At 73.5% G+C, this 13,003-nt stretch carries 11 protein-coding genes; 7 read left to right on the top strand and 4 right to left on the bottom strand.

Annotated features, from left to right (window positions below):
• Positions 1–19: 19 nt before the first annotated feature.
• On the bottom strand, positions 20–1,120 hold the full coding sequence (locus ACZ5CZ_RS13715; RefSeq protein ID WP_385842029.1) for a citrate synthase 2: 1,101 nt from the start codon (positions 1,118–1,120) through the stop codon (positions 20–22).
• Between the two features lie 211 nt (positions 1,121–1,331).
• Here ACZ5CZ_RS13715 and pdxH point away from each other — a divergent pair, with 211 nt between their 5' ends.
• Together pdxH and ACZ5CZ_RS13705 are read left to right on the top strand one after the other, a co-directional pair.
• A complete protein-coding gene (pdxH, locus tag ACZ5CZ_RS13710; protein ID WP_385842028.1) occupies positions 1,332–2,018 on the top strand; it encodes a pyridoxamine 5'-phosphate oxidase in 687 nt (228 codons plus the stop codon).
• A 429-nt stretch (positions 2,019–2,447) separates the two neighbouring features.
• The gene (locus ACZ5CZ_RS13705) at positions 2,448–3,857 is read left to right on the top strand and encodes a PAS domain-containing protein (RefSeq protein WP_468942423.1); all 1,410 of its coding nucleotides are present in this window, start codon (positions 2,448–2,450) and stop codon (positions 3,855–3,857) included.
• A gap of 7 nt (positions 3,858–3,864) precedes the next feature.
• Here the strand turns inward: ACZ5CZ_RS13705 and ACZ5CZ_RS13700 are convergent, their stop codons facing one another.
• The gene (locus ACZ5CZ_RS13700; RefSeq protein WP_385842025.1) at positions 3,865–4,620 is read right to left on the bottom strand and encodes an SIS domain-containing protein; all 756 of its coding nucleotides are present in this window, start codon (positions 4,618–4,620) and stop codon (positions 3,865–3,867) included.
• Positions 4,621–4,816: 196 nt separating this feature from the next.
• Here ACZ5CZ_RS13700 and ACZ5CZ_RS13695 point away from each other — a divergent pair, with 196 nt between their 5' ends.
• On the top strand, positions 4,817–5,509 hold the full coding sequence (locus tag ACZ5CZ_RS13695) for a metal-dependent transcriptional regulator (protein ID WP_385842024.1): 693 nt from the start codon (positions 4,817–4,819) through the stop codon (positions 5,507–5,509).
• A gap of 296 nt (positions 5,510–5,805) precedes the next feature.
• Positions 5,806–6,669, top strand: coding sequence for an alpha/beta fold hydrolase (locus tag ACZ5CZ_RS13690; protein ID WP_385842023.1), 864 nt, complete (start codon positions 5,806–5,808; stop codon positions 6,667–6,669).
• 49 nt (positions 6,670–6,718) lie between these two features.
• Here the strand turns inward: ACZ5CZ_RS13690 and ACZ5CZ_RS13685 are convergent, their stop codons facing one another.
• Complete coding sequence (locus ACZ5CZ_RS13685) at positions 6,719–7,372, bottom strand: bifunctional DNA primase/polymerase (RefSeq protein WP_385842022.1); 654 nt, start codon at positions 7,370–7,372, stop codon at positions 6,719–6,721.
• A 278-nt stretch (positions 7,373–7,650) separates the two neighbouring features.
• Here ACZ5CZ_RS13685 and ACZ5CZ_RS13680 point away from each other — a divergent pair, with 278 nt between their 5' ends.
• Positions 7,651–9,036: a tetratricopeptide repeat protein gene (locus ACZ5CZ_RS13680; protein WP_385842020.1), complete on the top strand. Its 1,386-nt coding sequence runs from the start codon at positions 7,651–7,653 to the stop codon at positions 9,034–9,036.
• Between the two features lie 200 nt (positions 9,037–9,236).
• Positions 9,237–10,994 (top strand): hypothetical protein, encoded by a 1,758-nt coding sequence (locus ACZ5CZ_RS13675; RefSeq protein ID WP_468942419.1) that lies wholly within the window; start codon positions 9,237–9,239, stop codon positions 10,992–10,994.
• A gap of 15 nt (positions 10,995–11,009) precedes the next feature.
• On the opposite strand, the gene ACZ5CZ_RS13670 is transcribed toward ACZ5CZ_RS13675, so the two are convergent.
• Positions 11,010–12,371, bottom strand: a complete 1,362-nt coding sequence (locus ACZ5CZ_RS13670) for an ABC transporter substrate-binding protein (RefSeq protein WP_468942417.1) — start codon at positions 12,369–12,371, stop codon at positions 11,010–11,012.
• A 117-nt stretch (positions 12,372–12,488) separates the two neighbouring features.
• Between ACZ5CZ_RS13670 and ACZ5CZ_RS13665 the strand changes: the two genes are divergently transcribed.
• Positions 12,489–12,989: an SCO4402 family protein gene (locus ACZ5CZ_RS13665; RefSeq protein WP_385842017.1), complete on the top strand. Its 501-nt coding sequence runs from the start codon at positions 12,489–12,491 to the stop codon at positions 12,987–12,989.
• Positions 12,990–13,003: the final 14 nt, after the last annotated feature.

Raw genomic sequence — 13,003 nt, 5'->3', positions numbered from 1 at the left:
GCGCCCCTCGGGCACCCCTTCAGTGGGCGATGTCCACGAACCCCGCCACGTCCTCCGGGCGGCGCGGCCCGGGACCGACATACCGGGCCGACGGCCGCACCAGCCGCCCCGTCCGCTTCTGCTCCAGAATGTGCGCCGACCACCCCGCGGTGCGGGCACACGTGAACATGGACGTGAACATGTGGGCCGGAACCTCGGCGAAGTCGAGCATGATCGCGGCCCAGAACTCCACGTTGGTGGCCAGCACCCGGTCCGGCCGCCGGTTGTGCAGCTCCTCCAGCGCGGCCTTCTCCAGCGCCTCCGCGATCTCGAACCGCGGCGCCCCCAGCTCCCGCGCCGTACGCCGCAGCACCCGCGCGCGCGGGTCCTCCGCCCGGTACACCCGGTGCCCGAAGCCCATGAGCCGCTCACCGCGGTCCAGGGCCTGCTTGACGTAGCCTTCCGCGTCCCCGGTGCGCTCGATCTCCTCGATCATCCCGAGCACCCGCGAGGGCGCACCGCCGTGCAGCGGCCCGGACATCGCGCCCACCGCACCCGACAGCGCGGCGGCGACGTCCGCGCCCGTGGACGCGATCACGCGCGCGGTGAAGGTGGAGGCGTTCATCCCGTGCTCGGCCGCGGAGGTCCAGTACGCGTCCACGGCGGCGACATGCTTCGGGTCGGGCTCCCCGCGCCAGCGGATCATGAACCGCTCGACCACCGAGTTCGCCTTGTCGATCTCCCGCTGCGGCACCATCGGCAGCCCCTGCCCGCGCGCGGACTGGGCGACGTACGACAGCGCCATGACGGCGGCCCGCGCCAGATCCTCCCGCGCCTGGCCCTCGTCGATGTCCAGCAGCGGCTTCAGCCCCCACACCGGGGCCAGCATCGCCAGCGCCGACTGGACGTCCACCCGGATGTCGCCGGAGTGGACGGGGATCGGGAACGGCTCGGCGGGCGGCAGCCCCGGGTTGAAGGCGCCGTCGACCAGCAGCCCCCAGACGTTCCCGAAGGAGACATGGCCGACGAGATCCTCGATGTCGACGCCCCGGTAGCGCAGGGCCCCGCCTTCCTTGTCGGGTTCGGCGATCTCCGTCTCGAACGCGACGACTCCTTCGAGCCCGGGTACGAACTCGGACATGAGGCGGCTCCTCGTGCGTGATGTGGCGGCGGCGGTCACCCCGGTGATGCCCCGACGGACCGGTGGTCACCCAAACCGCGAAGGGACCAGCACGATATCCCCCAGTGCCATACATGGGCAGCCCATAAGACACTGAGTGCCACACACGCGCGCGTGCGATGAGGCCGCGGACGCCCGGTACGGCGCGGACGCCCGGTGGCAGGATGGCCGCGTGACCGACCGCAACCCGCTCCTCGACCCCGCCTTCGACCCCGCGGCCATGCGCAAGCAGTACCGAGCCGAGGGTCTCGACGAGCGGGACCTCGCCACGCACCCGATGGACCAGTTCGCCCGCTGGTTCGAGGAGGCGGCCCGCGCCGCCCTCCACGGCACCCTCTACGAACCCAACGCCATGGTCGTCGCCACCGCGGACGCCGCCGGCCGGCCCAGCACCCGCATGGTCCTGATGAAGCAGTACGACACCGAGGGCTTCGTCTTCTACACCAACTACGACTCCCGCAAGGGTCGCGACCTCGCCGAGAACGACCAGGTCTCCCTGCTCTTCCCCTGGCACCCGCTGGCCCGCCAGGTCGTCGTCACCGGCACCGCCCGCCGCACCGGCCGGGACGAGACCGCCGCGTACTTCCGCACCCGCCCGCACGGCTCCCAGCTGGGCGCCTGGGCCAGTGTGCAGTCCGCGGTGATCGCCTCCCGCGCCGAACTGGATGCCGCCTACGCCGACCTGGAGGCCCGCTACCCGGAGGGCGAGCAGGTCCCGGTGCCCCCGCACTGGGGCGGCTACCGCGTCACCCCGGAGACGGTCGAGTTCTGGCAGGGCCGGGAGAACCGCCTGCACGACCGGTTCCGGTACGTCGCCCGGCCCGACGGCACCTGGACGACCGAGCGCCTCAGCCCCTGAGGAACCTGGCGCCTGAGAACGCAGACGACCCGCGGGCTGGGTTCCTCCGAGGAGGAGCCGGCCGGACGTACCGGCAGCCCGCGGGTCGGGTGACTGCTTGGGAATGGGGCCGGCTGCACGTGTCTCTCACGTGCCGGTCCGGCACCGCACAGTGTGTGGTGACGGGCCGCTAGCCCGCAGCCACCTCACGCGTCCGGTATTCATACATCTGCCGAACCACCTCCCTTCTCGTGTACCGCCACACTAGAAAGTGCCCGGGGACCGCCTCAACTGTTTTTTCGCGGGAACTTCTCGAGGGAACTTCGCGCGGAACTTCTTGAGGGAACTTCTTGTGGGAACAGGGTGTGGGGTGTGTCACGTTCGAGTTGAATGAAGGCAGTGAGCGAACGCGCCGTCAGGGCGTGTGGACGCGGCTTCAGGGGGTCCAGGGTGAGTGCTTCCCGGCGGAGTGGGACCACCGACGAGCTGGGGCCGGAAGACCCCGGCGAGTCCGGTGAGCACGGGGGGTCCGATCTGCTCGCCGCGCTGCTGGACGGCATGGACGCGGCCCTGTGCGCCTTCGACGCCGACGGGGTCGTCACCCACTGGAACCGCGAGGCCGAGCGGATCCTCGGCTGGACGGCGGCCGAGGCGGTCGGGCGGCACGGCTTCGCCGGTTGGGCGGTGCGCAGCGCCGACGCCGAGGAGGTCCAGTCGCGGCTGATGTCGGCGATGCACGCGCCCGGACGCCAGGTGCACGAGTTCGCGCTCGTCACCAAGGACGGCGGGCGGGTGCTGGTGCGGACCCAGGCCGCGGCCGTGCGCGGGCCGGACGGCAAGCCCGCCGGGCTGTACTGCGCGTTCAGCGAGGTGCACGCGCAGATCGACCTGGAGCGGTCCATCGCGCTGAGCGAGGCGCTGTTCGAGGACGCGGCCTGGGGGGTCGTCCTGATCGACGCCGATCTGCGGCCGGCCGTGGTGAACGCGTACGCGGCCCGGGCGCTGGGCACCGGACGCACCTCCGCGCTGGGGCGGCCGCTCGGCGAGCTGCTCGCGCAGGGCGTGGAGGAGCTGGAGGCCGCGCTGACCCATGTGCTGTCCGAGGGCGCGCCCCCGGCACCGGCCGAGATGTGGGTGACGCTGCGCACCGCCGAGGGCGAGAAGCGGCGGTGCTGGCGCAACGGCTTCCTGCGGCTGGCCTCACCGCTGGCCGAGGAACCGGTGCCGCTCGGCGTGGGCTGGTTCTTCATGGACGTCACCGAGGCCAAGCAGACCGAGCAGGAGGCGGCCCTGCTGCGGTTCCGCACCAACCAGCTGCACCGCGCGGCGCGGGCCGCCGCCGAGTGCGAGGACCCGGCCGAGGCCGCCACCGTCCATCTGGACTTCGCCCTCGCCGGTTTCGCCGACCACGCGCTGATCGACCGGGTGGCGCCGGCCCCCGCGCGCGCGGAGGACGGGGCCGAGGAGAGCGCCGTACGGCTGGTACGGCTCGCCGCCACGCCCGCCGGTGCGCCCGGGCCGAGTCTGCTGACGGGCGCGGCCGGGCTGCCCGTGCGCTACCCGGAGGGTCATCCGGCGCTCCAGTGCGTGGCGCGGGCCGGGACGGTGCGGGCGGACGCCGGAGCGGTGCCCGCCGAGCGGGCGCGCGAGTGGGCGCTGGAGCGGCAGTGGCCGGGCGACGCGGTGCACGCGCTGTGCGCGGTGCTGCGCAGCCGGGGCCGCACCCTGGGCGTGGTGACCTTCCTGCGCGGCCCCGGCCGCAGCCGCTTCGAACGCTCCGACACGGCCTACGCCGAGGACGTCGCGGTCCGCATCGCGACCTCCCTGGACCTGGCGGAGTCGACGCGGGAGAAGTCCTAGCCGCCGTTCAGTGGCGGTAGAAGATGCGGTCGGCGTACTCCTTCATCACCCGGCCGTTCCACTCGTGGCCGCCGTCGACGTTGCCGGAGCGCAGCAGCGGGGGTTCGAGGCCGCGGTCGGCGAGGGTGGCGGCGGTGGTCGCCATGACGGCCTGCATCAGGGCGCTGGTGACGACCGTGGAGGCGGGGGCGAAGGGCGCCGGGATGGTGTCGAGGGTGAGTTCCGCGTCGCCGACGGCGATCTTGGAGTCGAGGACGACGTCGCAGTGGTCCTTCAGGAAGGTGCCGGAGGCGTGCCGGGACGTCGTCTCGGCGGCGTAGGCGACCGAGGTCACGCCGATGACCTTCACCCCGCGCGCGCGGGCGCTCTGGGCCATCTCGACCGGGAGGGCGTTGCGGCCGGACAGGGAGATGATCACGAGGGCGTCGCCGGCGCGGACCGGCGAGGTGTCGAGGACGGCGCCGGCGAGGCCGTCGACGCGTTCGAGGGCGGAGCCGAGGGTGGCCGGGGTGACGTCGACGCCGACGACGCCGGGGACGGCGAGCAGGTTCATCAGGGCGAGGCCGCCGGCGCGGTAGACGACGTCCTGGGCGGCCAGCGAGGAGTGCCCGGCGCCGAAGGCGAAGAGGCGGCCGCCGGCGGCGACGGTGTCGGCGAGCAGCGTCCCGGCCGCGGCGATCGCTCCGGCCTCCTCCTCGCGGACCCGTTGCAGCAGGCCGATGGCGGCGTCGAAGAACAGGTCGGCAGGCGTGCCGTCGCTCATGCGGTGCCCCTTCGCAGCGTCTGTGTCGCGGATCACCGTGCGGTCTGGACCAGTGCGGTGTCAATACGGCCGCAGGTCACCGCGGGCACCCGGTTTCCCCGGCACCCCCCGGATGTCAGTGGGATCCGGCAGAATTGGTGGCAGGGCCAGCGCACGCGCCGGGTGACCTTCCGGCAGAGGTAATCGAGGGGCACGTATGTCCGGACTGATCGACACCACGGAGATGTATCTCCGCACCATCCTCGAGCTGGAAGAGGAAGGCGTCGTCCCCATGCGCGCGCGCATCGCGGAGCGGCTGGACCAGAGTGGTCCGACGGTGAGCCAGACGGTGGCGCGGATGGAGCGCGACGGGCTGGTCTCCGTGGCCAGCGACCGCCACCTGGAGCTGACCGACGAGGGCAGGAGGCTCGCCACCCGCGTGATGCGCAAGCACCGCCTCGCCGAGTGTCTGCTGGTCGATGTGATCGGCCTGGAGTGGGAGCAGGTCCACGCGGAGGCGTGCCGCTGGGAGCACGTGATGAGCGAGGCCGTGGAGCGCAGGGTGCTGGAGCTGCTGCGGCACCCCACCGAGTCGCCGTACGGCAACCCGATCCCGGGCCTGGAGGAGCTGGGCGAGAAGGACGGCGCCGATCCGTTCCTGGACGCGGGCATGGTGTCGCTGGCCGACCTCGACCCGGGCACGGACGGCAAGACGGTCGTCGTCCGCCGGATCGGCGAGCCGATCCAGACGGACGCGCAGCTGATGTACACGCTGCGGCGGGCCGGTGTGCAGCCGGGTTCGGTGGTGAGCGTGACCGAGTCGCCGGGCGGGGTGCTGGTGGGCAGCGGCGGCGAGGCGGCCGAGCTGGAGGCGGACGTCGCCTCGCACGTGTTCGTCGCCAAGCGCTGACCTCCCGAGCGCGTCACGGACAGGAGAGGGCCCCGGCACCCTGTGGGCGCCGGGGCCTGTCCTCCCCTTTGCTGACCCGGAGCCCCGAGCTCTCAGGGTCATTCCCCTCGGACCGGTTTCCCCGAGCGGTCCGCCTCCCGCCAGAAGAGATCCCCTCGGCGGCGGCGATCATTCCTTGAGGGGTGTCACTCGAATGAGGGGTGTTGTCCGCAGGGACAGCATTTTCGAATGCGCATTCGATAGTGTGCGGCGGTAAACCACCGATCGAGCAGGCGGAGCTGGGGGGTGCCAGGTCCATGGCGCGGCGTATCGAAGTGACGGGAGCGGGCGGGGTGCGCCTGGCCGCATGGGAGTTCGCCGATCCTCCCAAGGGCGGGCCGGACACCGGCAGCGCTCCCGGAGTGCTGTTACTTCACGGCCTGATGGGCCGTGCTTCGCACTGGGCGTCCACCGCCCGCTGGCTGTCCGCCCGCCATCGCGCGGTCGCCCTCGACCAGCGCGGCCACGGCCGCAGCGGCAGGCCCGCACGGGCCGGCTACACCCGCGAGGCGTACGTCGAGGACGCCGAGGCCGCCGTGGAACAGCTCGGTCTCGCCCCCGTCGTCCTCATCGGCCATGCCATGGGCGCGCTCACCGCCTGGCAGCTGGCCGCCAAGCGCCCCGACCTGGTGCGCGGCCTGGTCATCTGCGACATGCGGGCCTCCGCGCTCGGCGCGGCCTCGCAGCGGGAGTGGGCCGACTGGTTCCGCTCCTGGCCCGCCCCCTTCGCCACGCTCGCCGACGTCCGCACGTGGTTCGGCGAGGACGATCCCTGGGTGGAGCGGCCGAACCCCGCGCGCGGTGCCTTCTACGCCGAGGTCATGCAGGAGGGCGAGGACGGCTGGCGGCCCGTCTTCGACCCCGAGCACATGCTCGCCTCGCGCGAGACCTGGGTGTACGACGCGCACTGGGACGAGCTGACCCAGGTCCGCTGCCCCACGCTGGTGGTGCGTGGCCTGGACGGGGAGCTGGGGCGGGCGGAGGCCCAGGAGATGGTGCGGGTGCTGCCGCACGGGGAGTACGCGGAGGTCGCCGACGCCGGGCACCTCGCGCACTACGAGACGCCGGAGGCCTGGCGCTCGGCCGTCACACCCTTCCTGGACCGGCTGCTCGCGGACTGAGCGCCCCCGGCTAGGGCCCGCGACGCCGGCAAGATCCGAAAGAGAGGCCCTACCGGTCCCGGCCGCACGCGTACGCCAGCGGAGAGATCAGCTCCTCCGCGTCCGGCAGCCAGCGGTTCGCCGGAGTCGGCCGGCGAGCCCACTGCACGGCGCCGCGGGAGCCGAAGCGGGTGGGGGGAGCGGCGACATACGCCCCCTCGCCCAGCGCCACCAGGTCCAGCGAGGAGAGCGACCACCCCAGCTTGCGCACCAGCTCGGCGACCTTGCCCGAGGCCCCCGGCAGCACGAAGAAGTTCATCCGCCGGTCCGGGGTGAGCGTCACCGGGCCGAGCGTCAGCTCCATCCGCTCCATGCGGGCCAGCGCGAGAAACCCCGCACTCTCCGGGACGGACAGCGCGTCGAAGGTCCGCCCGGTCGGCAGCAGGATCGACGCCGTCGGCTGCTTCTGCCACATCCGGCGGGCGACGGTCGCACTGCCGGTCGCCTGGGTCGCCCAGTCGGGGCGCGCGGGGTGCGCACCCGGCGCAGGGCAGGAGGCGTCGTCGCACGAGCAGCGCTGCATCCCGTCGACGGCTTCCAGCCAGGTGCCCGGGAACACGTCCCAGTGCCGCTCCTCGGCGTAGCGTACGGCGGTTTCCAGCAGCGATTCCCCGCGCTGCTGCGGAATCTGGGCGGCTTCGGGGCCGGCGATCGTCTCTTCCACGCCCCTCTCAACTCCCGCACTCACCCGGAGTTACGGCCGTAGCGCGCGCGGGGGAGGAGCATCGATTCCGCAGCCGGGGCGCATGGGTGCATGGACGGGGGCGCGCAGGAGGAGGCGGGGCGTGCGGTGGGTAGCCAGGGGTGGGGTGGGCGTCCGCCTTTACCCCGGCAAACCGCATATGTCACGCATTGACGGTATGTCAGCTGGGCAGTGATCTTTGCAACCGGATCACCGGCCTGATCGTCACGCTCCAGGGTTCCCAACGCAGGGGGTAGCACATGGCCGCAAGGCCTCTCGTGGCGAGGCAGCCGAACGAACGGCTGCAAGCTCTCATCCAGGAAGCGGGGTGCTCCAACGCCGGCCTGGCCCGGCGGGTGAACATGTGCGGCGCCGAGCACGGGCTCGATCTGCGCTACGACAAGACGTCCGTGGCCCGCTGGCTGCGCGGACAGCAGCCGCGGGGCCGGGCGCCGGCGATCATCGCGGAGGCGCTCGGGCGCAAGCTCGGCCGTACGGTCACGATCGACGAGATCGGCATGGCCAACGGCAAGAACCTCGCCTCGGGAGTCGGTCTCCAGTTCTCGCCGACGGTGCTGGGGGCCATCGAGCAGGTCTGTGAGCTGTGGCGCAGCGACGTGGGCCGGCGGGACTTCCTGTCCGGCTCCTCCGTCGCCGCCTCGGCGCTGGTCGAACCCAGCCGGGACTGGCTGATCTCGGCACCGGACGCCCAGGTGGCCCGGCAGGCGGGCCCGCGCGTGGGCCAGGCCGACGTGGCGGCCGTACGGTCCATGACCCAGGCGCTGACCGACCTGGACCACCAGTTCGGCAGCGGGCATGTGCGCCCGGTGGTCGTGCACTACCTCAACAGCGTCGTCTCCGGGCTGCTCGCGGGCTCCTACCGGGAGGCGGTCGGGCGGGAACTCTTCGCCGCCGTGGCCCGGTTGACGGAGCTGGCCGGGTACATGGCCGTCGACACCGGGCAACCCGGCCTGGCCCAGCGGTACTACATCCAGTCGCTGCGGCTCGCCCAGGCCGCCGGCGACCGCGGCTACGGCGGGTATGTGCTGGCCGCCTCCATGAGCCATCTCGCCGCACAGCTCGGGAACCCGCGCGAGATCGCCCAGTTGGCGCGGGCCGCGCAGGAAGGGGCGCGCGGACAGGTGACCCCGCGCGCGGAGGCGATGTTCCACGCCGCCGAGGCACGCGGGCACGCGCTGCTCGGCGATGCGCGCGCGGCGCAGGCGTGCACCGGACGCGCGGTCGCGGCGATGGAGCGGGTGGACCCCGACTCGGGGGACGACCCGGTGTGGATCCGGCACTTCGACGAGGCCTACCTCGCCGACGAGTTGGCCCACTGCCACCGCGACCTCGGCCAGCCCGAGCAGGCCGCCCGGTACGCCGAGCAGTCGCTGGCCGGGCACCCCGAGTCCCGGGCCCGCCGGCGCGCCATCGGCTATGTGCTGCTCGCCACGGCCCAGGTGCAGCAGCGCGAGGTCGAACAGGCCTGCGCGACCGGACTGAAGGCGGTGGAACTGCTGGAGAACCTCCGCTCCACCCGGGGCGCGGAGTATCTGGACGACCTTCAGCAGCGGCTGGCCCCGTTCCGGGAAGAGGCGGTGGTACGGGAGTTCGGGGCGCGCCTCGACCTCCAGCAGGCAGCGTGAACACCCGCCCCGCGATTGCGTGAACGCACGGCCAACACCGCCCGGGTGCGCGTGCGGTGCCCGGGAGCGGGATCGCGGGGCGGTGGTGTTGCGGCCGTCACAGGCCCCAAGGTTGCGCCCTGAGCTGCGTAGCACCCGGCTCGGGGGACCCGGTAGCGTGAGCCGACGATTCACAAGGTCCCCCATTGGTAGGAGTCCCGGTGACGCAGAGTGGACAGGGCGAGGAGCCCTCGGCGCGGCAAGCGCGCGAAGGCATCGTGCTGCCCTCCGACGGAGGCGAGCCGTTGCTGCCGGGCATGGCCGGCGCACCCGCCCCGACGGCACCGGCCGGCGGGCAGGCCTGGAGCGGGCAGTGGGGCCCCGGGCAGCAGACGCCGCAGCCGGGCGAGGGCTGGCCCCCGGCGGCCGACCAGCAGTGGGAGGCCCCGGCCGGCCCCGAGCAGCCGCCGGCCGCGGCCCACCCCGGCCCGCTGCCGCCCGAGGGCGCCCCGGCACCGTCGTACGGCGGCCAGGGGTACTCCTACGGCGGTCAGGACGCCGGATACGGCGCGGCGGCCGGACCGTACGCCCAGCAGGGCCAGTACCCGCAGCAGGACCCCTACCAGCAGGGTCCGCGGCAGGACTCGTACCAGCAGGGCGGGCAGCAGGACTCGTACCAGCAGGGTCAGCACGAGGACCCGTACCAGCAGGGCGGGCAGCCCCACCCGGCGGCGCAGGGGTCGGCCGGGCCGCTGCCGCCCGCCCATCCGGCCGCGGGCGCCCCGCTGCCGCCCGCCGCCGACGCGGCCACCCAGTACCTGCCGCCCGTCCCGGGCGGCCCGGCGGGCGCCGGCCTGCCCGGCATTCCGGGCGTGCCCGGTGCGCCCGGGGGCGAGGCCGCCACCCAGTACCTGCCGCCGATCCCCGCCGCTCCGGCGCCGGCCGACGAGGGCGCCACCCAGTACATACCGCCGGTCCCGCCGGCCGCCTCGGGCGCGCTGCCGGCCGAGTCGGGCGCCGAGGAGACCCGGTACCTGGGGCGCGCGATCCCGCAGTCGGCGCCCGCTCCCGGGTCGTCGGACGCGGAGGCCACCCAGTACATCCCGCCGTTCGCCGCGGCGGCGCAGGCCGACGGGGACCGGCAGCCGCCGGCCGAGTTCGACAGCCTCTTCCGCAGCGGCCCGGGCGGCGGTGACGGTCCGGCGGGCTCCACCCAGCAGCTCCCGCTCGTCCAGCAGCCGGACGCCTACCCCGGCCCGGCCCCGTCGTCGTACGGCCCGGGCCCCTCGTCGTACAGCCCGGCGCAGCCGTCGTACGACGCGGCGCTCGACAGGGACGACCGGCCGCGCGGGCGGTCGCGGGTGCCGCTCATCGCGGCGATCGGGGTCGGCCTCGTCGTCGTGGGTGTGGGCGCCGGTGCGCTGCTGAGCGGCGGCGGGGGCGACAAGAGCCAGGGCAACGACGACAAGACCGTCGCCGCCGCCTCCCCGGCCACCCAGGGATCCGCCTCGCCGTCCGCCGACCCGGCCCGGGCCCAGGCGGTCGAGCTGGACAAGCTGCTCGCCGACAGCGGCAGCAGCCGCGCCTCGGTGATCCAGGCGGTGGGCGACGTCCGCCGCTGCGACAACCTGGACCAGGCCGCCTCCGACCTGCGGGACGCGGCCAAGCAGCGCACCGGGCTGGTCACCCGGCTCGGCAAGCTGTCCGTGGACAAGCTGCCGGCGAACGGACAGCTCACCGACGCGCTGACCAAGGCCTGGCAGGCGTCGGCGGCGGCCGACGACCACTACGCGGCCTGGGCCGACCAGGCCAAGGGCCGCAAGGGCTGCCACAAGGGCCATGCCCGGGTCACCGGGCAGACCCAGGCGGCCAACAAGGAGAGCGGCACCGCCAGCGTGCAGAAGACCAAGGCGGCGGCGCTGTGGAACGCGATCGCCCGGAAGTACGGCCTGACCCAGCGCCAGCCCACCCAGCTCTGACGCCGGGCGCGGGCGTCACTGGATGTCCGCGTCCGCCAGGATCCGGGTCACGTCGGCGGTGCCGCTGCCGGTGCCGCCGAGGGCGCCCCGGGCCGCGACCAGCCGGCCGTCCCGGACCACCTGGAGGGTCACGTCGGCGTTGACCAGGCGCGGGAAGCCGACCGAGGCGAGCTTGCCCTGGTAGGGCCAGTGCAGGGCCGGGGTGAGGCCGCCGGTGGACACCCGCAGGCCGCCGTCGAGGGTGTGCCGCACGGTGTCGGCGCTGACCTCGCCGGAGCCGATCCGCTCCAGGACGGCCTTGAGCACGGTGTAGGCGATCCAGGTGGTCTGCACTCCGGCGTCCGCGGGGTCGATGCGGTTGTCGCCGAAGGCCTCCTCGTTGATCACCTTCTTCATGGTGGCCCAGCGGGCGTCGGACGCCGGCGGGTACCAGCCGGTGATGTACGCCCCCTCGTACGGCCCGCCCGTCCCGCCCGTGGCGTCGATCACCGTCTGGTCGACGCTGCCAAGCACGGTCGCGGTCCGTACCTCGGGGAAGTTCTCGCGGCTGCGCCGGAAGGAGTCCATGAAGGTGTCCGTGCGGTCCCCGAGCGCGGGCACCACACAGCCCTTCTTCGCCAGGCCGGTCGTCCCCGTGGCAATCGTGGTGGCCGTATCCTTCGTCGCGGAGCGCAGTGCCTGCGCGGCCTGGTCGCCGTACTCGGTGGCGTCCTCGGGCGCGAGCTGGTCGACGGCGTCGCGGTGCCCGCCCGCCTTCAGGCCGGAGTTCAGCAGTGTGGGCAGTTCGTCGCCGGCGATGCTGTCGGGGCGGACCAGGGAGACCTGCCCGCAGACGGCCGAGAGGGCCTTGCCGAGACCGGCGAGCAGGGCGGGCTGGCCGCCGTTGACCGGGTACGACATCGGGCCGGTGAACTCGTCGTTGGTGACGCCGTAGCCGCCGATGTAGGGGATGCCGGCGCCCTCCAGCGGGGCGAGGTAGGAGTCGCCGAACTGGCTGTAGGAGCCGACGACCGCGACCACGTCCTCGTCCGCCGCGCGCCGGGCGCACTTCGCCGCACCGACGGAGTCGTTGTGGTCGTTGCAGGTCAGGACCTCGAGCTGGTGTCCCGCGATCCCGCCGTGGGCGTTGATCCACTTGGCGTAGGCGCGGGCCATCGCGGGCATGCCCGGCTTGTTGGTCGCGTCCGTGTTCTCCGGCGCCCAGGTCATCACCTTGACCGGGTCGTCCCCGGAGCCCCCCGTGGCACCGGGGACGACCCCGCACCCGGCGGCGAACGAGGTACACAGCGCCAGGATGGCCGCCGCGCGGGCGGAGGCCCTGACGGGCCGGGATCGGAGGGAGGAGAAGGTGCTGCGCGTATGTCGCCTGCCGGTCATGTCCCCACACCATTCCCCCACACCGGTAACCCGGGAGTGACCCTCGGTCAACGAAAGGTGACGCCGAGGTGAATTACGGGGGCCGGTGTGGCCGGTGGTGCGAAGAACGTACGATCGGTGACCGTGCAAGGTTCGGAGAACTCTTCCCGTCGTGGCCGTCGCTCCTCCACCATGGGCGGCATGCCCCTGAACGACATGCCGTGGTGGCGCTGGCGCAGCAATGTGCGCTCGGCGCTGCACATGCTCTCCGACCCCGTCTTCCAGCGGGAGGTCTGGCTGGCCGGCGTGGACGGGTACGGCGACGTCACCGACGCCGTGTACCGGCTGGTGGAGGACACCTGGCTGGACAACTGGTCCGCGGAGAAATACGTCGGCACCATCTTCCGCGACTCGCAGGAGGCGGCGCTGGTCGACACCGCCGTGCTGCGGGTGCTGCGGATCATGCACCAGGTCGGCCCGGACGCCCCCGTCGCCGCCTATCTCGAGCACGCCGGGTGGCCGGAGGCGGTGCGGGCGGCGCGGGACGCGCATGTGCGGATGTCGGCGAGCGACGGGGAGGACCCGGACGCGCCGCCGAAAACGCTGGAAGTACTGCGGATCATGACCCGGACCGCGTAGCCGGGCCGGTCCCG

The organism is Streptomyces sp. NPDC031418, assembly GCF_055581605.1.
The sequence above is the reverse complement of the archived record's forward strand: the minus strand, read 5'-3'. Positions and strand labels throughout refer to the sequence as shown.

Coding starts and splice junctions, on each gene's coding strand:
- ACZ5CZ_RS13715 (WP_385842029.1), bottom strand. CDS start 1,120: ATGTCCGAGTTCGTACCCGGGCTCGAAGGAGTCGTCGCGTTCGAGACG.
- ACZ5CZ_RS13700 (WP_385842025.1), bottom strand. CDS start 4,620: ATGAGCGACGGCACGCCTGCCGACCTGTTCTTCGACGCCGCCATCGGC.
- ACZ5CZ_RS13695 (WP_385842024.1), top strand. CDS start 4,817: ATGTCCGGACTGATCGACACCACGGAGATGTATCTCCGCACCATCCTC.
- ACZ5CZ_RS13690 (WP_385842023.1), top strand. CDS start 5,806: ATGGCGCGGCGTATCGAAGTGACGGGAGCGGGCGGGGTGCGCCTGGCC.
- ACZ5CZ_RS13680 (WP_385842020.1), top strand. CDS start 7,651: ATGGCCGCAAGGCCTCTCGTGGCGAGGCAGCCGAACGAACGGCTGCAA.
- ACZ5CZ_RS13670 (WP_468942417.1), bottom strand. CDS start 12,371: ATGACCGGCAGGCGACATACGCGCAGCACCTTCTCCTCCCTCCGATCC.